The organism is Lentilactobacillus sunkii DSM 19904, from assembly GCF_001435575.1.
GTDB lineage: Bacteria > Bacillota > Bacilli > Lactobacillales > Lactobacillaceae > Lentilactobacillus > Lentilactobacillus sunkii.
The window spans coordinates 53,565-76,455 of sequence record NZ_AZEA01000006.1 but is presented as its reverse complement, the minus strand read 5'-3'; the positions used below and the strand labels follow the sequence as shown (position 1 = coordinate 76,455).

The window sequence follows — 22,891 nt, the reverse complement described above, 5'->3', positions numbered from 1 at the left end:
TTGCTTGCTTTTCCGACTTCTTTCAGCAATAATTGCTATATTCAAATTAAGAATTGTCTGGGGTGCCTTTTGGCTGAGAAATACCCATTGAACCTGATGCAGTTTGCACTGTCGGAGGAAGACAACAATCGAGAACCTATTTTCGATGATTCAACTATCCCGTTGTAGGTCAAACTCCTTTCTCTGTGTTACTTGAGATTGGAGTTTTTATTTTGCTTTCCAACTCCCGCCACTCATGGGCTGTTTAACCCCCAATGGCACCCTTGATACCCAATGCAGGCAAAATTACTGGAGGAAAAAATGATGAAATATTCACTCGTTATCACAAATGGTCATGTCGCAACTCCCAACGCCGTACTCGATACTGATTTGGCAATTCAAGACGGCCAAATTGCAGCAATCGGTGACGGATTGGCAACTCACGCTAAGGAAGTCATTGATGCCCATGGTCAAATGATCTTACCAGGAATGATCGATGATCACGTCCACATTAACGAACCGGGGAGAAGTGACTGGGAAGATTACCATACCGGATCTCAAGCCCTAGCAGCCGGTGGAACCACGACCATGTTGGTCATGCCGCTAAATGCTCTCCCCGCCCGAACAACCGATAAAGAATTCAAACGCCAAACAAAGATTGCAGAAAACAAATCTTACATTGATTATGGTTTATACGGCGGTCTGGTCCCGGGTAACCTGGATGAGATCGGCAAAATGGGCAATGACGGCGCCTTTGGTTACAAAGCATTCATGGCAACCACCGGATCTGATGAACCTGGGGACTTCAAAAACGTCAACGACTTGGAACTTTTGGAAGGGATGCAGGAAATTGCCAAAACCGGTCTGCCACTGTTGGTTCACGCCGAGAACGCCACAATTACGGACGGACTGGCAGCCGAGAAAATTGCCGCCGGAAAAACTTCGATCCGGGATTATGTCGACTCCCGCCCACCTTTCGTAGAAGTTGAAGCAGTCCGCCGAGCCATTTATTTAGCGGAACAGACTAACGTCCAGCTTCACTTTGTCCACTTATCAACCCCGGCCGCCGTGCAAGAAGTCAAAAACGCACGAGACGCCGGCTTAAAAGTTACCTGTGAGACCTGCCCGCATTACTTGATCTTGGACCGTAACAAGTTTGAACAAATTGGACCATTGGCAAAGTGCTCACCGGCACTAAGAGATCCTGAAATTGTCGAAGGACTCTGGTCAAAACTTTTTAAGGGCGAGATCGATACGATCGCTTCCGACCACTCACCCGCTCCAATGTCTATGAAAGAAAGCAGCACTAACAATATTTTTGACATCTGGGGTGGCATCAGTGGCTGTCAAAACAATGTCGACCTTCTTTATGATCAAGCTGTTACCAAGCATGGACTGCCAGTTACGGACTTCATCAGAATGACGGCAGAAAGACCAGCGGCGCTATTTGGCATCCTCAACAAAGGTAAACTTCAAGTCGGATACGACGCAGACATCACCTTCTTAGACCTCAACCAATCCTATGTCCTCAAGAATAACGATCTGTTTTATAAAAATAAGATTAGCGCTTATGAAGGCTTCGAAATTAATGATCGGGTAACCATGACCATTTTACGCGGCAAGATTATCTACACCCTGGCTGGCGGATTCACCGGAAATCCAATTGGAAAAGTATTAACACCGCATTCAATCGGAGGCCTCTCCTCATGAACACAGAGAAATCATTGACGGTTGCTTCAGATTTGAAGCCAAAGATAGAAGAGCAGCGCCACATTGGCCAACTATCTTACATGGCAATGTGGTTGGGCGATGGTTTTAATATTGGCAACGTGACCCTGGGATCCTCAATTGTGGTCGCCGGAGTTGCAAGCATGAACCTGTTCCAAACAATAGTTGCTGCTGGACTGGCAATATCAATGATTACCGTGATTTTTGTTCTAAACGATCATTTTGGCTATTACACCGGATCACCTTATGTCATTCAGCTGCAAATGACTTTTGGGGCAAAAGGAGGCAAACTGGCCGGTTTACTGCGTGGAATTCCCGCTATTGTGTGGTATGGATTTCAAAGTTGGACCGGCGCGTTGGCTTTCAATCAAATTACGACTATCCTCACTGGTTATAACAATGTTGCTGTTTTCTTCGTCCTGCTGTTGATTATTCAAACACTGCTTTCCATGAATGGCTTTCGTTCGATTAAAACCATTTCTGTCTGGGCCTCCCTGGTTATGGCCGTTGCTTTGATCACCACACTGATCTTTTTGTTTTCTCAAGAAAGCAATCTCTTCATTGATCGTATGGTTGCGGTAAAGGGAAGCTGGGGACTGACATTTTGGGGCTTTGTGGTTGCTTTTCTTGGCAACTACACAGCCATATTCGAATCGGCAGCCGATTATTCTCGAGAATTAAAACCCGGTTTGTCGAACAAACGGCGCGCTGTGTTATATTTCATCCCAATATTTACCGGCTATGGATTAACGCTCTTAACCGGCGCATTATTGGCAGTTGTGACCGGAATATCCAGTCCGGTCCATGCGATGGCACATTTGTTCAACAATAACCTCATCACAATTGTTGTGTCGGCATTCATTGTTCTGGGCACCATTCTTACCAACCTTGTGGCCAACATTATTCCCCCGACATATGTTCTAAATGCCTGGTTGAACATTTCAGAGCGAACCGCACTCGTAATTATTGCTGTTCTTGCGGGGCTGAGCTGCCCTTGGCTTTTAGTTCAAGACAGTTCGTCAATCGGGCTGACGATATTTATCAAAATCTATTCTGCATTTTTAGGACCCATGACGGCGATTATTCTGAACGAATACTACCTCAAGCGCCATCAAAAGGTGAATGTCCCGCAGCTTTATCAAGACGATCAGTTATCAGCATCACTACCACCCATCATTGCCCTCTTTCTGGGTGCCGCCTTGGCCCTTATTTGGGTCAACCTGAGCTGGCCAATTGGTTTTGCGGTTTCGTGGCTGACGTTGTGGGTGACGAAATACAATCAACAATTCGACTAACCAACTGACTATAGTATATTTGGTTAAATTAAGTGAAGTAAATTGGCAACCTTTCAGTGATGTATGCGATTGCAATGGTTAATCCCATATGGTAATCTTAAATTATTAATTGTGCACAATTAAATTGCAAGCTGTTGCTCAAGAGAATTTAAGGAGATGCATAGGATTGGCTGATAAAACATCAACAATTACTGCAGGGGTTGCACTAGTTAAGATTCTGGAGGCTTGGGGAGTCGACCATCTTTACGGAATTCCAGGGGGCTCTTTTAACTCGGTGATGGATGCACTTGACGCAGAAAAGGATCGGATCCACTATATTCAGGTTCGTCATGAAGAAGTTGGCGCAATGGCCGCAGCGGCCGATGCAAAACTAACCGGTAAGATCGGGGTTTGTTTTGGCTCAGCCGGACCTGGTGGAACACATTTATTAAACGGTTTATACGATGCTCGTGAAGATCATGTGCCCGTATTAGCTTTAGTTGGTCAATTTGGGACATCCGGAATGAATATGGATACCTTCCAGGAAATGAACGAGAACCCAATTTATGCCGACGTAGGTTCGTATAACGTGACTGCTGTCAGTGCAAAAACACTCCCTCATGTTATCGATGAAGCCATTCGCCGCGCATATGCCAACTCTGCTGTATCGGTTGTCCAAATTCCGGTGGACCTGCCATGGCAGGAAATCGAGCAAAGTGATTGGTATGCTTCGGCATCGAGCCACCAAAAGCCTTTGCTGCCACAGCCTGATCCAAGCTTATTAAGCGACTTGGCTCAGCAGCTTGTCGCCGCAAAGCGCCCGGTTGTCTACTACGGCATCGGTGCAACTGGTGCCGGTGATGAACTGGTCGAATTAAGTCAAAAATTGAAGATTCCGCTTCTGAGTACTTATCCAGCGAAGTCGATTGTTCCGGACAGTTATCAGGCTTACTTGGGGTCGGCAAATCGGGTTGCTCAAAAGCCGGCAAACGAAGCCCTTTCCGAGGCAGATACGGTTGTGTTCATTGGAAACAATTATCCGTTTGCAGAGGTCTCAAATGCCTTCAAAAACACAACTCATTTTCTCCAAATCGACATTGATCCATCAAAATTGGGTAAACGTCATGAAGCTGACATTGCCATTTTAGCCGATGCCAAATTGGCGCTAAAGGAAATTATCAGTCAAGTAGAAGAACGACAGGAATCGCCTTGGTGGCAGGCAAATATTGCCAACATCCAAAATTGGCGAGATTATCTTTCAATGCTGGAGAACAAACAATTTGGTCAATTACAAGCTTATCAAGTGCTCAAAGCAATTAATGATATTGCTGAAGACGATGCGATTTTCTCGATTGATGTTGGTGATATCAATCTTAATGCCAACCGTCACTTGAAATTAACACCAAAGAATCGCCACTTCACCTCAAATCTATTTGCAACGATGGGTGTCAGCATTCCAGGGGCGATCGCAGCAAAGCTGGATTATCCCAACCGCCAAGTCTTCAACCTTGCTGGTGATGGCGGTGCTTCGATGACTATGCAGGATCTGGTAACTCAAGTTCAATATCATTTACCCGCAATTAACGTGATTTTCACCAATCAGCAATATGGCTTTATCAAAGACGAGCAGGAAGACACCAATCAAAACGATTATATCGGTGTTGAGTTCGATGATATTGACTTTAGCAAAGTTGCTGAAGCGGTTAATATGAAGGGATTTAGGGTAACCAAGATTGAAGATCTTGCAGGCATATTCGAAAAAGCAAAGGAAATCGCCAAAGATAAGCCGGTCCTAATCGACGCAGTTATCTCAGGGGATCGACCAATTCCAGTTGAAAATCTTAAGCTGGATCCTGAAAAATTCGATAACGATGAAATTGACACCTTCAAGAAACGTTATGAAGCACAGGACTTGAAACTATTTGCCGAATTTTTGTCAGAATTTGGTCTTTCTTCCAATAATGGTGAAAACAGTCAAGGCGGTTTCTAACTTCGAATTGCTTATGTAGATATGAAAAAATAAGAGGAGAATTTCACTTTTGTGAAGTCCTCCTACTATTTTGTCTATGATCCACTGCAAAAAGCTCCTTAGCTATCTGCTTCCTGTTCACGAATAAAATAAAATGGTCGGTCACCAACAGTGTAAGTAGTCCACCAAACAGTCCAAGTTGAATCTCCGTAGTGCCAAGATTCACTCTCGTTAATTCCTTTTCTGATAGACAATCGATAATACTTCGAAGAAACTTTCTTTTCACTCAGACCTCTTATCGGTTTCTTGTAGTACACATAGGATGTCTTGCCAATGGTCTTAAAATGATTAACTTTTACGCTGGTTGTTGGCTTTATCCGCCAGAGCGGATTTTCATACTGAGAACCTGACTTTGACTCGAAAATATTTTTAACATCGTAATGCTTTAAACGGGCATTAGAATAATATTGCAGATATCCGTCCATTGTGATGTAAAAGATTGGTTTGTAATTGTCATTTTTCGAATTAGTGTATCCTATGCCGCTCTGCAAAGGGAGACCCCGAACTGGGAGTTTGAGCTTATACGGTGTGAAATGTTTGGTATTGTAATGAGGCGTGTTGTAATTCGCAGGATGAGTCGGCTTATAAATGTGCTGTTGCTTTTGATAACTGATTAACCCATAGCTCAAACCAACTGTGTTGGCTGAAGACCCCAACACCTGCATAATGGTTCCCTTCGGTGTAATAATCCGGTGGCCTTTGTGCCCGCTAACCTTCGTATAATAACCGGTGAACATTGGCCGCTTTAGCTTAACGTAATCTATGTTTATATTATCTCCAAGATTGCTGTATGCTTGGACTTTAGATGGCATTACCGTTAACCCAATTATGATAATGCCCACAATAATCATTATATTTCTAAGCATTAATGTAATTTTAGCCATGGAACATCCCTCCCCAAAACCATTATCGATCTCAACCAATAAACACTTCATAATATTATCTAAAAGGGTGAAATGTTTAGTCAGTTAATTTCCTCTCCCCTGTCTTCAACACTTCATCCGATACATATTCGCTGGTAAACCGCTGAAGCGGCGTATAATCATGGCGATCTTTAAAGGCAACCGGGATGGCCTTGATAATACCGACCATCAAGTTGTTTTCAGTGATAAAAATTTGACCAACCTTCTTGAACTTGCCCTTGGTATGCTTACCTGTTCGCCAACTATGTAATTTAAAATCACCGGATTCATCCAGCTTAATTTGGTAATTTCCAGAGTCGTCCGTTTCCAAAGGCACCCCGATATATTGATTGACCTCGTACTTGCCTTTCATGTGAATCACACCTTTCGTGACTAAATTATGAATAAAGTTAGAATTAAAATCTAATCTTTTCATAAACATAACAATTATACTAACTTATACTATACAATAATAGTGTAGATGAATTTTTGGTTTCGGGGGTGAATGAGATGAAAAATATAAAAATTGTAACAGACTCGGCGGCACACATCGCAAATGCTGACATCCAGACTTATGGGATTCATGTGTTGAATCCGCCAATTCTAATGGATGGAAAAGTCTTCGGTTACGTCAATAAGATCAGCAGTGAAAAGTTTCTTCAACTATTTGATTCTTGTAAAAACAAACCAATTATTGGCGATATTTCCGTAGCCGAACTAACTAAAATTTTTAATGAACTTGGAGAAGATGGCAGCCAGATTCTATCCATTCACTTGAGTGATAAACTATCATCTTCTTATAATAACGCCAAAACTGCTGCCAGCAAATCCACCAGTGAGGTGACGGTGGTTAACAGTCGGGTGACCGCAGCAGGATTAGCCTATCAGGTTTTGAAGGCTGGCCAACTGGTAACCAAAAACCAATCAATTACAGAGATTTTGCCACAGATGGCAAAGATCCGCGACAATACCAGAATCTTCTTTTCAGTACGCAACAACCAGCAGATCGTCAACAACCGCATCATCAGCAAGCTCCAAGGGTTCTTGGGTAAACATGCCAACACAGCTTACATGCTTAATTTCAAAGATAATGATTTTCATTTACTGGCCCATGGTTCGAAGGATGAGTCACTGAATGAATTTTGGAAAAATCAATTTCGACTGATGCATGATGACTGCATTGTTAAGTTAAGTATCCTGCATTCAGGAACCTCGGTCCGTGCTGAATTTCTAAGGGACATGCTGACCAACGAATTTCCATTCGTACCAATCTCCATTGTTCCGACAAATCCAGAAATGACCACGTTTATTGGTCGGGAATCAACTGGGGTTACCTATTTGCTTGGATAAGTGTTAACAAATATAGGACTGCGACAAAATCACTTCTGCCGTAGTCCTATTTATTTTTCATTTTAATTTACGGACACTCTCACGTTCATTCAACTTGGTTGCCACTACCACTTTTTCTGGTGTGTGTTCCTCACCATCCGGATTGGCATCCACCATCTCCAACAGTCGGACCGCAACTTCCCCCATTTTACCAGTGTTAACTTTGACCGCAGTCAATGATGGAATGACATATTTGGCCACAGCGGTATCGTTGAAGCTGACCAAGCTGACATCATTCGGAACTTTGACGTCATTCTCATTGAGAGCTTTTAACGCCCCAATTGCCATTGCATCATTGGAAACAAACAGTGCGTTGGGAAAGCTTTCTTTAGAGCTCTTCAGTGCTTTATCGACCAAGTCATAACTTGACTGCAGGGTGTAGTCGGCCACAAACACATTAGCTGGATCGTATAAAGAGCGCTTCTGTAGATAATTTTTAAACACGTCAAATCGGTGATCAGTGATCTTTAGTTGGTGGTCACTGCTATATTCGACTCCAGAAATCATGCCAATTCGCTTCAAGCCGTTTTGAATGAAGTAATTTAGAACTGACTTGGTAGAATTATCAAAGTCGGTGACGACACAGTCATGCCCTTTTGCCAAAGTGTCGAAATCAACGAAGACGACGTTGTCCGTGACCTGTTGCATTTCTTGAATCTGCTCATCACTGAATTTGCCAATCGCGACAATTCCTTTAATGTCAGAAGTTCCGGTTAATGCGTCACCGGCAAAGTAGCGTTTAACCTTGTAATGGTAACGCTCCGCCTGCTTCTCAACACCCATTCGGATTGATAAGTAATATAAATCATCAAGTTCCTGTTGCTCTGTGTACCACTCAACAACTGCGATACTGTCCCTTGTGGAACTCGACCGTTTCTTTTTTGTGTAATCTAACGCCTCTGCAGCCTGAAAAATCTTCTTACGAGTCAGGTCACTGACAGATAATGATTTATCATAATTCAATACTCGTGAAACCGTGGTGATCGAAACCCCGGCTTTACGCGCAATATCCTTGATTGTTGCCATGATCTCACCCCTCCGTGAAATAAATGCCTGTTTTATGTGTCAAATCGTTTTAGTTAATTTACTAAAATAAATATATGTTCTTTACCTTGATATGTCAAGGATATTCCGTTATATTAACGTTTTTGGCTAGTAAACTTATTGACGGATGCCTGGTAAATTTCTATAATTAAGTTGATTTTAAATATAAGGAGGGTCATGTCGTGGACGACAAAATTAAAGACGCTTACCAACAATGGGTTAAACAACCTAATTTACCAGAAAATCTTGTGCTTGATTTAAATAAAATGAAAAATGATTCAGATAAAACAACCGATGCATTTGGAACAGTCCTTTCATTTGGAACTGCCGGAATGCGGGGTGTGCTTGGTGCCGGAACCAACCGGATGAACATCTACACTGTTCGCCAAGCTGCCGAAGGATTGGCTTCATTCATGGATACTTTAGATGAAGCAACCAGAAAACGCGGGGTTGCGATCAGCTTCGACTCACGTTACCATTCAAAAGAATTTGCTCATGAATCTGCCAAGGTATTGGGTTATCACCACATTCCAACCTTTGTCTTCGACGACATTCGCCCTACCCCTGAACTCTCATTTGCTGTTCGTCATCTGAATACCTATGCCGGGATCATGATTACTGCCAGCCATAATCCAAAGCAATATAACGGCTTTAAAATTTATGGCCAAGACGGCGGTCAGATGCCACCAAAGGAATCTGATTTGATCACTTCATACATTCGTAAGAACAGTGACTTATTCGCCATCAATGTTACGCCGGAACAAGACCTGCGTGAAGCCAAAATCATGAACTTGATTGGTGAGGCCGTTGATCAAGCCTATCTTGCCAAGGTTAAGACCGTTAATATTGATTTGGACCTCATTAAGAACGTCGGTGCCAATATGAAGTTCGTTTACTCACCACTTCACGGTACCGGTAAAGTCATCGCCCGTCGTGCCTTGGAAGAGGCCGGCTTCAAGAATTATGTCGTTGTGCCGGAACAAACCATTGCCGATCCCGAATTTCCAACAACACCATTTCCAAATCCCGAATTCCCACAAGCATTTGACTTGGCAACCAAGCTCGGCAAGAAGATTTCAGCCGATGTCTTGATTGCTTCAGATCCTGATGCCGACCGTCTAGGCTGTGCTGTTCGTCAACCTGACGGCAGTTACCAGCTGTTAAGCGGTAACCAAATTGCCAGTGTTCTATTGAACTACATTTTGGCAGCCAAGAAAAAAGCCGGCGACCTGCCAGCTGACGGAACAATTGTGAAATCAATTGTTTCAACCGATTTGGCACCTAAGATTGCTGCATCATACGGTGTTGCCACCAACAACGTTTTGACCGGATTCAAGTTTATTGCCGAAGCCATTCATCACTATGAGACTGAGCATGATCACACTTTCCTGTTTGGTTTTGAAGAGAGTTTTGGTTACCTGATCAAGCCGTTCGTCCGTGACAAGGATGCCATTCAAACTGTTCTCTTGCTGGCAGAAGTTGCTGCTTACTACAAGAGCCAGAACAAGACTTTGTACGATGGCGTCCAAGAAATGTTCAAGAAGTACGGTTACTACGCTGAAAAGACCATCGCCAAAGAATTTGATGGCCTAGACGGTAAAGACAAGATGGCTCACATCATGTCTGAACTCCGCGACAACCCATTGACCGAATTTAACGGTCACAAAGTATTGAGCCACGCTGACTACCAGTCTTCTGAATTAACTGATCAGAATGGTAAGAAGACAGCCATTGACCTGCCTAAATCCAACGTATTGAAGTACTGGTTGGATGACGAAACATGGCTGGCCGTTCGTCCTTCAGGAACTGAGCCTAAAGTGAAGTTCTACCTGGAAGTTGACGACAAGAGTCAAGACGCCGCTGACAAGAAGCTTGCCAGTTACGTGGATGCCGTTGATAAGATGATTGATAAATTGATTAATAACTAATTTGAATATGGAAAGTCGCTGGATCTAATTGGATTCAGCGACTTTTTTATTGCCAAAAATGCTACAATTATTTTATGTAAGGGGGATAAACATATGCGACTAACTTCAAAAATTATGTTCAGTACACTGGTGCTGTTTGGGACAGCTTTCATTCAAACCCAACCAGCTCATGCCACGGTCATCAAAAACAGCTTTCTGAAAACGCAACGCACCATCACTACATATAATAGTAAAAAGCAGGTTAAGGTTACCATTCCCAAGGGAACCACCGTCCAAGTTGCCGGAATTAAGCACGCCAAGGGCAATAAATACGTTGATCTCAACGTGGAGCGCCTGAGCTATAACATCCGCAAGCCGCTGTTGAGCCAAAAACAGTCGGGAATTTACACCCATTGGCTTCGTGCCAAGGGATACAACTTCAAGCAGATTCATAAGCCGGTTTATTTAAGCTACTTTGCAGTCCAATCCGATGGCAATAAATCTCGAAACAAGGTAAGGACTGAGTCCGGCAACCTGTGGAGAGGAGACCGGCTGCCAGCCGATTACACCACTGCTTCCGGCACTCGATTGAGGGTCACCAGCAATGGCTATCTGGAGTACTATGCCAAGTCACCGTTTGCCTTCAAAGTATCGCCAAAGCCAACTGCCAGCTTGAAGGTCACTAAAGCCAACCACCCAATTGTCAGCGGTCAAACCATCTTGACTTTCAAATCGAAGATCAGTGGCCTGCCATTCGTTAAAAAATCTCATCACACCTATCGACTGACAATTGAGAGCACCGGTAATGGGACAGTAACGGTCGTTCCCAATACTAATAACGTCAAAAAGATCATGACCAACTGGATTTACCGGATTGGTAAAGTTGACTGGTACGAAAATAACAGCGTGACGACTTTTAAATAAGGGGGGCCCGACAATGATTTCAACTAAAATGACAAAACAATTTCTCATCGCCGGCATCACATTCTTGTCCCTTTTGGGTTTCGCGACAACGACCAATGCCAGCAACCAATATTTAACCAAGCTCGCCAAAAATCAATACTTGGAAACTAAAAAGACCATTCACACTACCAACAGTCACTATAAAAACGTGAAGATTACGATCCCCAAAGGCACCGTTTTTAAGTCCGGCAGCCTTGGCAAAAGCGCAAAGTCACACAAAACATACATTACGATCAATATGAATAATCTGAGTTGGCATCTGCGCAAGGGAATCGTCCAGTCCAAGCATAATGTTACGATTACCAAGGCAATTTGGGCGAAAAAATCAGATTTCAAAAAGGTTCACGCGCCAAAATACCAATCATATTTTAAGCAGCCCTATACTGGCGACCTTGGTGGCTTGGTTTGGAAAGGCAACAAGGCTTTCCCGCTGCGACAACAATACAAAATCGAAAACTGTTTCCGTGTGACTGAAGACGGCTACTTGGAATACTTCACCGGTTATAATTATTGGGTTACCAAGATGCCCCGTCCCCACTCATCTGCCAAAGTTCAAAAAGCAGTGAAGAAAGGCAATTCCACATATCTGTATACCAAATCCAAAGTGAGTGGGTTGCCAATGTATCATGTCCACAAGAAAGGCAACAACCGATATCGCCTTAAGATCAGAAAAACCAATCAGCGCATGGCAACTATCAATCCCGATCAAAATAAAAAGTATGATGACAGCGTGACAATTTCGGTTCGCTATTATGTTGGTGGAAAGAAGTTTTATGTGAATAGTCAGACGATTTATCCTTAAGTTAGTGTTTTTCTTATTAGGCAAGGCCAATATCCCGCACGCAAACAATTGTGTACATCGTCCAATATATGTAATACAATAATTGTAAGAGGTGAGACATATGCTTACAAAAAAGAAAGAAACTGTCTCTGTAAGAATCGATCCTGAGCTAAAAAAACAAACAGAAGAGATGCTAAATAGCATGGGATTGACCTATTCCAGTGCAATTACGATGTTCTCAAAAGCGATTGTTAATGAAGGAAAAATTCCATTCGAAATCAAGGCGGATCCATTTTATTCAAAAGAAAATCAAGATGTATTACGTAAATCTATTAAAGAAGCTGAGAAAGGAAAAATCACCCAACACGATTTGATGGACCGAGATAAATGAAGATTACCTGGACTGAAACCGCTTGGGATGACTATCTTTACATTCAGAATCATGATCGAACCAAATTAAAGAGAACAAACCAATTAATCAAAGACATCATTAGAAACGGCAATCAAGGAATCGGTAAACCGGAGAAATTACATGCAAATCTCTCTGGATGGTACAGTAGAAGAATTGATTCCACCAATCGACTCGTTTACAAAATAAGTGACGATCAAGTCATAATCGCTCAGGCCAGAACACATTATCATAAAAAATAAAAATATCTAAATCACACAAAAGCACCGCAACTTAATCCATGTTGCGGTGCTTTTGTACCTATAATTCTCCTGTATCCAACTCTACCGGGCAATGATCGGACCCGAAAACGTCAGTCAAAATTTTGGAATCTTGAATATTGTTGGCCAACCGTTCGCTGGCGACAAAGTAGTCAATCCGCCAACCGGCGTTCCGATCTCGTGAATGGAACCGATAGCTCCACCAAGAATAAATGTCCTTTTGGTCTGGATAGAAATGTCTGAATGTATCCATGAAGCCTTCGCCCAACAGCTTGGTAAACGACTCCCGCTCCTCGTCGGTAAAGCCGGCATTGTGGTGGTTAGACTGGGGATTCTTCAGGTCAATTTCTTTGTGAGCGACGTTTAAATCACCGCATAAGATCACCGGCTTTGCTTTATCCAATTTATTCAAATATTCATGAAAGGCTTTATTCCACCCCATCCGAAAATCCAACCGTTTCAAACCGGCACCAGAGTTGGGCACGTAGCTGGTGACCAGATAAAAATTCGGATATTCAAGCGTGATTGCCCGTCCTTCGTGATCAAACTCATCACTTTCAATGCCATACATAGCCTTGATCGGTTCATGCTTGGTAAAAATGGCTGTACCAGAATAACCCTTTCGCTCTGCGTAATTAAAATATTGATGATATCCGGGCAGTTCCAGTTCCAACTGTCCCTCCTGCATCTTAGTTTCCTGAACACAGAAGAAGTCTGCATCTAACTGATTAAATGTCTCCGCAAAATCATGCTTCACGACTGCGCGAAGACCATTAACATTCCACGAGATGAATTTCATATAATCCCATCCTTTTGTGTATTTAAGTCAATTATACCGTAAATGATTGATCATCCGTCAATCATGCCATCCAAACACCATAAACTTTGTGTTTATTTGTACATACAATCTTTGTTTAAAGACAAAATAAGGGTTAAAATACACTTACAACCCCGAAAAGAGGATATCGAAATGAAAACAGCCGTAATTACCGACAGTGCCAGCTACCTGGATCCAGTGGTTGCTGCCAAATATAACATTACCGTCCTGCCGATCACCGTTATTTTCGGCACTAAGGAGTTTCATGATGGTGTTGACATCACTTCACAGGAATTCCTGAAAAAACTGGCAGATACTGAGAAACTGCCGACGACTGCTCAAGTCACTATGGGTCAGATGCAGGAAGCCTTTGATATGTTGAGTGACAAGGGTTACGACGAAGCCATTTGTGTTAACTTGTCTTCCGGAATTACCACTTTCTATGAAAACTTAGTGGCGTACAGCCGCAATGTTACCAACATCAAGGTTTATCCATTCGACTCAAAAATCGCCAGTGCCGGTGAAGCCGATCTTTGTCTTCTGGCTGCCAAAATGGCAGAAAAAGGTGCCAATGCGGATGCGATCATCCCCAAGCTCGAATTGCTTCGTGATTCAATCCATGTGTCCCTGGTCGTTGACAGCTTGGATCACCTGCAGCGAACCGGTCGAATTTCCAATACTTCAGCATTCTTTGGTAATCTGTTGAAAATTAAACCAATTTTGACATTTGACAAAGCTGGCAAAATCGTGCCAGAGGCCAAGGAGAGGACCATGAAACAAGCTCTCCAGCATATTATTAATTCAATTAGTCAAACCGAATTTGACCAACCCATGAGAATCTCAGTTGTTGATGCCAACAACCCTGAACTCAGTCGTTCCTGGGTAACCGCCTTTCGGGAGCACTTTCCCAAGGCAAACATCAGCACTTACCAGATCAGTCCTGCAATCACCGTCCACACTGGTGAAAAGGCCATGGGCGTCGTATGGGACTTGGATTGGGATAAATTTTAGCAAGTAACTTGAACGAGAGTGAGTGAATCGCCACTCGCTTTTTTACTGCTCTTAATCTTTCAAATTCACATTAATTATTTGCCATTATTCAAATTATCAAATAAAAGAAGATGAAATCATGTCTAACAGCAACGAAAAAATCAGCCTACAGACTTACCTTGCCCTGCTGGCTGCTGCACTACTTTCATTTACCGGAATTTTGACTGAAACTTCGATGAACGTCACTTTCCCGGAATTGACCAGAGTCTTCAATGTCACTTTGGACACCATTCAATGGATCACCACCGGCTACCTGTTGATGGTAACGATTGTGATGGCAACAACCGCTTTCCTACTGAAAAAGTTCAAATCACAAACGATTCACTTATCGGCCGCAATTGCCTTTGTCATAGGTGATGTTATGTGTGCGCTCTCCCCCAACTTTCCAATTCTCATGAGTGGCCGTCTGATTCAAGCCATCGCCACCGGGCTTTCAACGCCTCTCATGTTTCACATCATCTTTAGTCGAATCCCGGCGCAAAAAGTTGGTGCTATGACCGGTCTTGCCGGCATGGTGATTTCCTTGGCACCCGCTCTGGGGCCGACTTATGGTGGTACGATTTCTTCACTCATGTCTTGGCGGATGATCTTCTGGCTGATCTTGCCGATTATCGTCGTCAGCTGGTGGTTGGGCTCACACTTCATTCGAATTGATCCTGTTGGCACGGGCTCCTTTGATGTTTTAAGCCTCGGGCTGTTAGCGGCCACCCTGTTCTCCCTGGTCTTCGCTGTCAGCAAGGCCGGAAAGTACGATGTGTTCAGTTCACAGGTTCTGATCCCATTTATGATTGGCCTCATCGCCTTGGGACTATTCATTTATTCCGACACTCATGGGAGTTCTCAGCTACTGGACATCCGCGTTTTGAAATGGCTGTCGACTTCTCTTTCGGCGTTTACTTACTTCGTTCTGCAGTTTGTTAACATTGGCGTTTCATTCCTGATTCCGGTATATTGCCAGTATGCACTGCATAGTTCCCCATTCATCGCCGGACTAGTTCTGCTGCCTGGATCATTGGTTGGAGCCGCCATCTCACCATTTGCCGGACGCCTTGCCGATGTCAAAGGCTACGCGTTGCCAATCTACATTGGCTTATGTTCGATGACTTTGGGTGGCCTCATCTTCTTTGGCATTCAGGAGTTTTTGACTGCCTGGATCATTTTACTGGTTTACTCATTCCTGCGTTTCGGCTTTAACATGGGCTTTTCCAACACGATTTCCAACGCGATGTTGAATGTGCCGCACAAGTTTCGAACGGACATCAACTCACTGTTCAGTATGCTCCAGCAATTCGCCGGCTCAATCGGAGTTGGTATCATGGCTGCTGTGATGGCCATTAATCAAAACAACGGCGCCGGTAACTTGGCAGCTCGTTCATTTACTGGTGGAAGATATGACTTCCTGCTGGCAACGATGTTGAGTGCAGCTGCTTTAATCGCAGCGATTATCAACTTTAGAATTCAAAAGCATAAAGCTCAATTAAAATAATTTCTCATCAATATTCAATAATGGTTATGGTCACTGAATCTGTTCAATGATCATGACCATTTTTATTGTTTTGTCATCCCCTACTGCACAAAGGAACTGATTGATAGTCAATTCTGCAAAGTCTCTTTGATTGAATTTCAGGTGGAATGCGCTTAAAATTTGTTTGATGATTATGAAAGGTTGCACACAATATAATTATCACGTCGACTGTCACCCAGAATAATTAAGGGGGATTCCACTCATGGTAAAGATAGGAATTAATGGTTTTGGTAGAATTGGTCGTTTACTTTTACGTCGGATATTAGAAGTGAACGATCCCGATTTGGAAGTTGTTGCGATTAATGATTTGACCAGCCCATCAATGCTGGCATACCTCTTCAAATACGACTCAACTCATGGCAGATTGCCTCATGAAGTTTCTTCAACCGATGATTCATTGGTGGTAGACGGTAAGAACTACCGAGTCTATGCAGAAAGAGATGCTGCCAATATTCCTTGGGTAAAGGATAACAGGGTTGATTTGGTTCTTGAATGTACCGGATTTTACACCTCAAAAGAAAAGTCACAAGCTCATTTGGATGCCGGTGTGAAGAAAGTTCTGATTTCTGCTCCTGCCGGTCCAATGAAGACGATCGTGTTCAACGTGAACGATGATACTTTGGACGCTGACGACCAAATCATTTCTGCCGGCTCATGCACGACTAACGCCTTGGCACCAATGGCTTACTTCCTGAACAAGGAATTCGGCGTTGAAGTTGGTACCATGACAGCAATTCACGCATTCACCAGTTCACAAATGATTCTTGACGGCCCTAAAGGCAAGAAGCTTCGTCCAAACCGAACTGCTTCAGCAAACACGATTCCTCATTCAACCGGTGCTGCTAAAGCCATCGGATTGGTTATTCCAGAACTGGACGGCCATCTTCAAGGACATGCTCAAAGAGTTCCTGTCGTTGACGGTTCTGTCTGCGAGTTGGTTTCCGTTCTCAAGACCAAGGTCAATGCGGATCAGGTTAATGAAGCAATTAAACCTCATACCGTTGATAACCCGGCATTTGGCTGGAATGAAGATGAAATTGTTTCATCCGACATCATCGGCGACACCCACGGGGCAGTCTATGACCCAACCCTTACCGAAGTCACTACCAACGGTGATTTCCAAGTTGTTAAAACAGCAACCTGGTTCGATAATGAATACGGATTTGTTTCAAACATGGTTCGGACTGCTAAGAAATTCGCAGAAGTATCCGGCTTGAACTAATTTACGCAACAAATAAAATAATCGCCACTCTTCTTATCCTGATAGATAGAAGCGTGACGATTTTTTATTTCTCTCTGGTTAAATGAACCGTTAATACATTATCTTTTGTTGTATTGTAACTGGCCAAGATGCCATTCACCGCATCAGAAGCCGGTCCATGACTGGCAATTGAACGGTTGTAAGTGTTGATCCATGTTCCAAGTGCTTCCATGCCAAATTCAAAGCCTTCAAACACCCGCATGTATGTGAGTGACTGTGGTTTTGGCGTCACCATCGTGATTTTTTGAACCCGCTCATCTTGAATTTCCATTGAAAGGTAAATGTCCGAGTTGTCAAAAAATACTTGAGTGCCATCCTCGGCAGTGGTTGGCAATTTGTAGTCCGGCAGTTGAATGTTTTCGTTGTATACGCGTGATACATACTCATAAGTCCCCAAATCATTTGCACCAAGTTCTCGTGTCAAATTATTCCCCTCCTAAATATAACCAGTAACTCGATAGTTCATAATATGATTATATATTGATTTAGGTATTTATAGGGAAAATTAGCTTACAGGAAAAAGACGGTCCGTAAAAATGAGGATCGCCTTCACCTGAAAAGCTTAATATTTTACCACTTTGACAAATTTGTTGTTAGCAGTAATATACCCGCCTTTAACAACATAACGCTTGGTTCCAGACTTGGTGATTGAACCTTCATGGCTAAATGTATAACGTTTGATCGTTAACTTTTGGCCCTTCTTGAAATGCCCGTTACGCTGAGTCAGATTTGCAGTCTTATAACGGTTGATGGATTTCTTCACCACAAGTTGTTTTGGCTGCTTGTGCTTGCCCATCTTGACCAGCTTCCGGTTACCGGTAATGTAGTTGCCATTACTTAATAGGTACCGGGTTGTTAAGTTGTGAGTCACAAAGCCCTTCACTTTAAGAATAGTTCCCTGCTTAAAGTTCTTTACCTTACCAGTCAGATTAACCCTGGTGTATTCGTTAACCCCGCGCGGATTGATAACCGTCAACGTTGAATGTTTGCTTTGATAATATACCGGACGGATATATTCATAATTAGTTGTGACGTATCCTGTCCAGCCATCGGTTTTGCTCAAATGATTGACGTCACGGACTTTATAACGAAGCCGTCCTTCATTTGAACGGGCATAATCCGTGACCACAAACATCGGTCGGAATACCCGTGGCTTCTTAACATAGCCGGATTTCCGTTCTAATTTCTTGAACGTCGGATTCTGGTATAGATAAACCTTCTTCAGGGCGTAGACAGCCATCCCTTTTTTGGCAATCTTTCCAGGAAGAACATCTGTCCCATCTGGCGTTGGCGTAACCGGCGTTACGGGAGCAACTGGCGTTACAGGCGTCACTGGTGTTACTGGGATAATTGGAATGACGGGAATAATTGGATCAACCGGGTTGGTCTTCTTCTTGTAATAATAGTTGACCGGGGCATTTTGACTGCTGAAAGTTCCCCGCATGTTGCCGGGAAGTCTGGTCGTATTCAAAACGTATGTGACGCCATTGACTGTGATGTTTTGAAGTTGGTACTGACCGTCAGCCTGATAAGGATCGCCAACTTTGCCTTGAATGGTCTGAACTTTTAACAGTCCGTTATTTTCCTCATTGATGTAGTTAATAATCAGTGAAGAATTCGTGTCTACCGGGTCATTCTGCTTCGTGTAATAGTAATTGACCGGATCGTTCTTTGTCGCAAAAGTACCCTTGGTGTTTGATGGAAGACGACCTTTGTTTAATTTGTAGGTCACCCCATCAATCGTCAGGGTTTCCAGCTGGTATTTGCTGTCAACTTCGTATGGATTCCCAACTTTACCATCAAGTGAATCGGTTTTAAGAATCTTGTTGCCATCTTCATTAATGTAATTGATCAGTAATGAAGATTGTTCAACTGGAGCAGCTTTCTTCTTGTAGTAGTAATTAACGTCAGCGTTGGTCTTGGCAAACTTGCCGGTTGCGTTCGTCGGTAAGTTAGTCTTGTTCAGTTCATAGGTGGTGCCATCAACTGTGATTGTTTCCAATTGATATTGGCCATCTGCGTGGTAGTCATCGCCAACTTTGCCTTTTAGGGTCTCAGTCTTGAGGGGCTTGTTGCTTTCCTCGTCGATATACTTAATGTTTAATGAAGTATCTTCAACTGGCGGAACATCTTTTTTATCATAATAAACGTTAATTGTTGAATCGGAACCCAAAACACCTTTGACAGTTGCTTTATCGGCAGTGTATCCCGAAATCACTGGAGATTCGATCTCATAGGTACCGGCTCCGCTGGCCTTGTAAGGGTCGGCCATCACTTTATCGGTGCCCTTTTCGAGATAATTGATGGTTAAATGATACTCGGTGATTGGTTCGTAAACAAATGTGAGTGGGTTGCCGACAGGTGTCGGCATCGATGCTGTGGATGTTGCCCGAACAATCCCATTTGAAAATGCGGCAGCGATTGCCCCACCCTGAGTTGCCTTCACCGTCACAGTTTTACTGGTTTCAGTACCGGAGAAACCAGCGCCTGTCACTTTGCTGTAATCAAACACCATGTACATTTGACGAGTATTATTATCATCAATTATCTTCTGGTAAAGGGTCACATATTGATTGATTTGCGAGGAGAACCAATCTGTTGAGGGCTTTGTTGCCGTCGTGTTATTAATTAAGAACTTATGAGCATTGTTCATATATGGAACCCGAACTAATCGATAACCGGAAATCGTTGGATAATCGACATTTACAAAGGTTCCTGAATGGCCAGAAACTGTTTGAGTTGGTGCCAGTTCGTTTCCTCTGGCATCAACAAACTTAACTGGAATCCCAGTGAGGAATTCCAAAGAACCTGCTGTACTTGAGGAACGTAATGAGCCTCGATCAAAGGAAATATGAATTTTATCTCCCAGCCAGGAAAAAGTCAGCCCATCCCCACCAGTTGTCCAATTTGCATTAAAATCTGGAGAACCGGGTGCCGGCACTTTGATGGTCTCCAAAAGGGTTCCCGCCTCATTTACTTTATGAATGTAGGCAGTCTTATTATCTTCAGTCCAGCCAATCATCCAAGCGTTCGACCCGCTGTAGTATCCATAGTTGATAACCTCGTTCTCTATTGGCGGATCAATATAATCATTTTCATTAATCGTTCCTTGAACGTCAGAAATCGTTTGACCCCCAACTACAGCATTTTTTCCCATCGGGTTGGCTAACTTACCATCAATATAGACTGGTGCTTGATGAAATCTGCTTCCCTGATAAAAATTGGTATCGGCTGCATCTGTATGCTGCTTCGGATCAATCGTTGGATTATTGGTTTTATCTGCTGGGTCCGGTGCCTTAACAATTTTTGTTGGCGTAATGATTGTGCCATCTGCATCAGCAGCCACATTGTTCTGACCATCGGCAGCCTGAACAGTCTGTGGACTATAAAAAGAGTCAGTATGCTGATCCATCAACATCAAACCAAAAGCCGAACCAAGCCCAAAAATAACAATCCCCAAGTAATTAGCAATTTTCAAATGAATCATCCCCCTCCTGAATCAACAATTCATATTGCCATGCAATTTAATAAAACATCATTATTATCTTTTAGTCATTAATGGTTGCGCTTTCATTTTTGCCTTTTAAAAAATATGATCCATTTCATTAGGCCACCTCGGTTAAAAGATCCCACGATAAAATGCTGAATTAATTATAGAAACTATTACCTATTCCTACATCTGTATTCTACATGAAACCGTTCATTAAATGTGATATTTTGACTCTTTAATTGCAGTATCGGGATGCGCCAATATTTAGTCAGAGCTGGACAATTGTTAATACTTTTGTGTAAAAGAAAAAGCCTTCTCCGAGAACCCCGGAAACGGCTTTGCGATGCAATTTAGCTATATAGATCACTTAACTTTTTCTGAACATCAGGGTGATTAATGAACTCATCATAATTGGTATCCGCCTTATCAATGATCCCATTGTTGGATACTTCGATAATATGATTGGCAATGGTTTGAATGAATTCATGATCATGAGAGGTAAAGATAATCGAGCCTGGGAATGAAACCAAGGCTTCGTTCAAAGCGGTGATTGATTCCAAATCCAAATGGTTGGTTGGGTCATCCATGAGCAGCGTATTGCCCTTTTGCAGCATCATCTTGGATAACACACAACGAACCTTTTCGCCACCGGATAGAACACTGACTTCTTTGTTCACATCATCCCCAGAGAACAGCATTCTCCCAAGGAATCCACGAAGGAATGCATCATCGTCACTGCCCTTCTCGGCAAACTGACGCAGCCAGTCAATGATCCGTTGGTCGTTGTTGTTAAATTCAGAAGCAAAGTCCTTCATCAATGAAGATATCTCAACCGTTTGACCCCACTTGATTTCACCGGTATCGGGTTTGATGACACCTGCCAAGATTTGCATTAAGGTCGTAGTTGCCAAATCGTTTCGGCTGACCAAGGCCGTCTTATCGCCGGGACGCAAGGTGAAGGTGACATTATCAAGAATCTTAACGCCGTCGATTGATTTGGAAACCTTATCGACTCGGAGTAAATCATTCCCTAATGGTCGGTTTTCTTCAAATTTAATAAATGGATATTTTCTTGAAGATGGCTTGATGTCATCCAGAGAAATCTTTTCCAATTGTTTCTTTCGGGACGTTGCCTGCTTTGACTTGGAGGCATTGGCACTGAATCGGTCAACGAAGGCTTGGAGCTCCTTTATCTTGTCTTCTTTTTTAGCATTGGAATCTGCCTTCATCTTGGCAGCCAATTGACTGGACTGAAGCCAGAAATCGTAGTTTCCGACGTACATGCGGATTTCACCAAAATCGACGTCACACATCATGGTACAGGTCTGGTTCAGAAAATGACGGTCATGAGAAACGATGATCGTAATTTTGGGATAGTCTGCCAAGAAGTTTTCCAACCATTCAATACTGTACACATCAAGTCCGTTGGTTGGCTCATCCAAAAGTAGGATGTCAGGCTCACCAAATAATGCCCGTGCCAGCAGCACTTTAACTTTTTGGCCCTCAGTCAGTTCACTCATCAACTGTTGGTGAAGTTCTTCTGGAATATCCAATGACTGTAACAGTTGTGACGCGTCGGCTTCAGCGTTCCAGCCATCCATCTCGGCAAATTCAGCCTCTAAATTAGCCGCCTGAATACCATCTTCATCCGAAAAGTCAGCCTTGGCGTACAAAGCATCTTTTTCTTCCATGACATCAGCCAAATGCTTGTAACCCTGAATCACAGTTTGCATCACAGTCTGTTCTTCAAAGCCATAATGATCCTGGCTCAAGCTGGAAATCCGTTCGTTCTTGTCGATATGAATCTCACCAGTGGTTGGTGTCAAATCACCCCGAAGCAATTTCAAAAAGGTTGATTTTCCGGCACCGTTAGCGCCAATGACACCGTAACAGTTACCTTGGGTGAACTTCAAATTCACGTCATCATACAGTTTTTTACCTGAGAGTTGTAGTCCCATGTCTTGAATCGTAATCATTAATATAGTACCTCACTGTTCTACCGAAAAGGGTGCCGATGAACCAGATGATACCCTCTAAGCTGGTTCTCGTTGCACTCTAAAATAAAAGCCAGGGCATAATTGTC

19 protein-coding genes and 1 riboswitch are annotated in these 22,891 nt (G+C 43.1%); of the genes, 12 read left to right on the top strand and 7 right to left on the bottom strand.

Features of this window, described 5'->3' with window-relative positions; genetic code table 11:
• The first annotated feature begins 48 nt into the window (after positions 1–48).
• Positions 49–137: riboswitch (TPP riboswitch) on the top strand.
• Between the two features lie 163 nt (positions 138–300).
• The 3 genes from allB to spxB all read left to right on the top strand — a co-directional run bounded on the left by allB (position 301) and on the right by spxB (position 4,971).
• Positions 301–1,689: an allantoinase AllB gene (allB, locus tag FD17_RS05740; RefSeq protein ID WP_235803180.1), complete on the top strand. Its 1,389-nt coding sequence runs from the start codon at positions 301–303 to the stop codon at positions 1,687–1,689.
• The gene (locus tag FD17_RS05735; RefSeq protein ID WP_057824515.1) at positions 1,686–3,002 is read left to right on the top strand and encodes an NCS1 family transporter; all 1,317 of its coding nucleotides are present in this window, start codon (positions 1,686–1,688) and stop codon (positions 3,000–3,002) included. Before allB ends, FD17_RS05735 begins: the two co-directional genes overlap by 4 nt.
• 166 nt (positions 3,003–3,168) lie before the next feature.
• Entirely contained in the window at positions 3,169–4,971 is a 1,803-nt protein-coding gene (gene spxB / locus FD17_RS05730; protein WP_057824513.1) for a pyruvate oxidase, read from the top strand.
• Between the two features lie 98 nt (positions 4,972–5,069).
• On the opposite strand, the gene FD17_RS05725 is transcribed toward spxB, so the two are convergent.
• Positions 5,070–5,894 carry a hypothetical protein gene (locus tag FD17_RS05725; RefSeq protein ID WP_057824512.1) on the bottom strand — a complete coding sequence of 275 codons (825 nt, stop codon included), beginning with the start codon at positions 5,892–5,894 and terminating at the stop codon, positions 5,070–5,072.
• Positions 5,895–5,970: 76 nt separating this feature from the next.
• Positions 5,971–6,285, bottom strand: coding sequence for a DUF7671 family protein (locus tag FD17_RS05720; RefSeq protein ID WP_057824510.1), 315 nt, complete (start codon positions 6,283–6,285; stop codon positions 5,971–5,973).
• 137 nt (positions 6,286–6,422) lie between these two features.
• Here FD17_RS05720 and FD17_RS05715 point away from each other — a divergent pair, with 137 nt between their 5' ends.
• Positions 6,423–7,262 (top strand): DegV family protein, encoded by an 840-nt coding sequence (locus FD17_RS05715; protein WP_057824508.1) that lies wholly within the window; start codon positions 6,423–6,425, stop codon positions 7,260–7,262.
• Positions 7,263–7,319: 57 nt separating this feature from the next.
• On the opposite strand, the gene FD17_RS05710 is transcribed toward FD17_RS05715, so the two are convergent.
• Positions 7,320–8,327, bottom strand: coding sequence for a LacI family DNA-binding transcriptional regulator (locus FD17_RS05710; RefSeq protein WP_057824506.1), 1,008 nt, complete (start codon positions 8,325–8,327; stop codon positions 7,320–7,322).
• A 200-nt stretch (positions 8,328–8,527) separates the two neighbouring features.
• Here FD17_RS05710 and FD17_RS05705 point away from each other — a divergent pair, with 200 nt between their 5' ends.
• From FD17_RS05705 to FD17_RS05685, 5 genes are all read left to right on the top strand, one after another.
• Positions 8,528–10,273 carry a phospho-sugar mutase gene (locus FD17_RS05705; protein ID WP_057824504.1) on the top strand — a complete coding sequence of 582 codons (1,746 nt, stop codon included), beginning with the start codon at positions 8,528–8,530 and terminating at the stop codon, positions 10,271–10,273.
• Positions 10,274–10,366: 93 nt separating this feature from the next.
• The gene (locus FD17_RS05700) at positions 10,367–11,176 is read left to right on the top strand and encodes a hypothetical protein (RefSeq protein WP_057824502.1); all 810 of its coding nucleotides are present in this window, start codon (positions 10,367–10,369) and stop codon (positions 11,174–11,176) included.
• A gap of 13 nt (positions 11,177–11,189) precedes the next feature.
• Positions 11,190–12,017, top strand: a complete 828-nt coding sequence (locus FD17_RS05695; protein ID WP_156653609.1) for a hypothetical protein — start codon at positions 11,190–11,192, stop codon at positions 12,015–12,017.
• A gap of 100 nt (positions 12,018–12,117) precedes the next feature.
• Positions 12,118–12,387, top strand: a complete 270-nt coding sequence (locus FD17_RS05690) for a type II toxin-antitoxin system RelB/DinJ family antitoxin (protein WP_057824500.1) — start codon at positions 12,118–12,120, stop codon at positions 12,385–12,387.
• On the top strand, positions 12,384–12,647 hold the full coding sequence (locus FD17_RS05685; RefSeq protein ID WP_057824497.1) for a Txe/YoeB family addiction module toxin: 264 nt from the start codon (positions 12,384–12,386) through the stop codon (positions 12,645–12,647). Before FD17_RS05690 ends, FD17_RS05685 begins: the two co-directional genes overlap by 4 nt.
• A gap of 58 nt (positions 12,648–12,705) precedes the next feature.
• Here the strand turns inward: FD17_RS05685 and FD17_RS05680 are convergent, their stop codons facing one another.
• On the bottom strand, positions 12,706–13,464 hold the full coding sequence (locus FD17_RS05680; RefSeq protein WP_057824496.1) for an exodeoxyribonuclease III: 759 nt from the start codon (positions 13,462–13,464) through the stop codon (positions 12,706–12,708).
• Positions 13,465–13,635: 171 nt separating this feature from the next.
• Between FD17_RS05680 and FD17_RS05675 the strand changes: the two genes are divergently transcribed.
• From FD17_RS05675 to gap, 3 genes are all read left to right on the top strand, one after another.
• Positions 13,636–14,493, top strand: coding sequence for a DegV family protein (locus FD17_RS05675; RefSeq protein ID WP_057824494.1), 858 nt, complete (start codon positions 13,636–13,638; stop codon positions 14,491–14,493).
• 118 nt (positions 14,494–14,611) lie between these two features.
• Complete coding sequence (locus FD17_RS05670; RefSeq protein WP_057824492.1) at positions 14,612–16,018, top strand: MFS transporter; 1,407 nt, start codon at positions 14,612–14,614, stop codon at positions 16,016–16,018.
• Between the two features lie 241 nt (positions 16,019–16,259).
• Positions 16,260–17,279 carry a type I glyceraldehyde-3-phosphate dehydrogenase gene (gap, locus tag FD17_RS05665; protein ID WP_057824490.1) on the top strand — a complete coding sequence of 340 codons (1,020 nt, stop codon included), beginning with the start codon at positions 16,260–16,262 and terminating at the stop codon, positions 17,277–17,279.
• Between the two features lie 64 nt (positions 17,280–17,343).
• Here gap and FD17_RS05660 read toward each other — a convergent pair whose 3' ends face one another.
• From FD17_RS05660 to FD17_RS05650, 3 genes are all read right to left on the bottom strand, one after another.
• Positions 17,344–17,742 (bottom strand): hypothetical protein, encoded by a 399-nt coding sequence (locus FD17_RS05660; protein ID WP_057824488.1) that lies wholly within the window; start codon positions 17,740–17,742, stop codon positions 17,344–17,346.
• A gap of 138 nt (positions 17,743–17,880) precedes the next feature.
• Complete coding sequence (locus FD17_RS05655) at positions 17,881–20,796, bottom strand: MucBP domain-containing protein (protein ID WP_235803179.1); 2,916 nt, start codon at positions 20,794–20,796, stop codon at positions 17,881–17,883.
• 362 nt (positions 20,797–21,158) lie between these two features.
• Entirely contained in the window at positions 21,159–22,784 is a 1,626-nt protein-coding gene (locus tag FD17_RS05650) for an ABC-F family ATP-binding cassette domain-containing protein (RefSeq protein ID WP_057824483.1), read from the bottom strand.
• Positions 22,785–22,891 lie beyond the last annotated feature (107 nt).